Genomic DNA, 1,294 nt, shown 5'->3' on the forward strand with positions numbered 1-1,294 from the left:
TGGCGTAATGTGTCGTCATTACCCTTACTGTCAATCAGATAGATATCCACCGGTTGCTTTGCCGCCAGGACTTCGGCCAAACGGGTGTCACAGGCCGGGCAATCGTTGACCCTGACAAACAGCGCCAGACGGCCACTTGTCTCGCGGGATGTTGTCATATTGACCGGCAACACATCCGGAAACAGCCGCTGCCACGCCGCATCCACTTCTCGCTGGAAACGCAGCTCTTTTTCGGTACGGGCGAACTCCGCCCTGACCCATTGTTCAGCATAACGGCGGCGCTCGTCATCACTGTCGGCTTCAATGCCTAATGTGGTCAGCGGATCAAGTCCTGGGGACTGGATACCGCGTGGTCCACTCATCAGTTGCTGATAATGCTGGTATTCATCCGCACTTAACTGCCACTGTTCGGCCTGATTTTTCAGGGACTGCTGTGGGTTTTCCCTCAATTGCGTCTGCTGCGAGGCTAAGGGTGCTGGTGTGGCTGCCCAGACTGAACTGCTCAGCAACCATACCCATAAACCGAAACGATGCCATTTCATCAATGCCCTCCCTGCTGTTGAGATTGTTTAGCCGGAGCCGGTAACTGATAGCCCTGGCGCAAATGGTGACACACCACACGCTGCACTTCATCGACTTCCAGTTGCCAGGCGGGGCCTGCCATCACCTGCAACGCGGTACGCAACCGGACGGGGCCTAACTGCATGTGCACAGACGGCAACGGCTGACGATATAGGATGTCATTATTCTTTTCAGGCACACATAATGTGTAGCCCGATTGACGTAATACGTAACGCATGGCATCAGCCACGGTGGCTTTCAGAGAAGCAGGGATAGAGATATCCATTAATTGGGAAAGCGGGTCACGCTGTGCCACTGTCGGGTCGGTGCTGACCAGCAAATAGCGACCATAACGGATGACTTCTGCTTTTTGCCCATAAATATCCGGTGAAACCGGCTGAACGTTACGTGTCAGTGTGACGGAAGGAAAGGTATCTTTAGAAAGCTGAGGTGGCGATTGTTTTACGGGAACTGTACATCCGGTCACGATGACCGCTATCAGACTCACTAACGCGTTTATTTTCATGCCAAATAGGTTCCTGCTCAGTCGTAAAATAATCCTGACTATGCAAGGAACCCTGTGATGTATTCAATGAACAACTCAACTGTGTTTGCTGAAAATAAACATGCCGTCATAGAAAATAACGGATAAACCCTGAACAAATATTATCGTATTACGTGGCATGGGCGATAACGAAGCATTATTCAGCAGCCGATTTACGCGCTTTTCGCT

Annotated in this window: 2 protein-coding genes; both read right to left on the minus strand. The window is 51.3% G+C overall.

Annotated elements, in window-relative coordinates:
- The coding region (locus ABLA76_RS14910) for a TIGR03759 family integrating conjugative element protein (protein ID WP_348988518.1) at positions 1-542 on the minus strand (542 nt) is incomplete at its 3' end.
- On the minus strand, positions 542-1,087 hold the full coding sequence (locus ABLA76_RS14915) for a PilL N-terminal domain-containing protein (RefSeq protein WP_348988519.1): 546 nt from the start codon (positions 1,085-1,087) through the stop codon (positions 542-544). The genes ABLA76_RS14915 and ABLA76_RS14910, both read right to left, overlap by 1 nt.
- Positions 1,088-1,294 lie beyond the last annotated feature (207 nt).

It is taken from the genome of Xenorhabdus sp. SGI240, assembly GCF_040081915.1.
Taxonomy (GTDB): domain Bacteria; phylum Pseudomonadota; class Gammaproteobacteria; order Enterobacterales; family Enterobacteriaceae; genus Xenorhabdus; species Xenorhabdus bakwenae.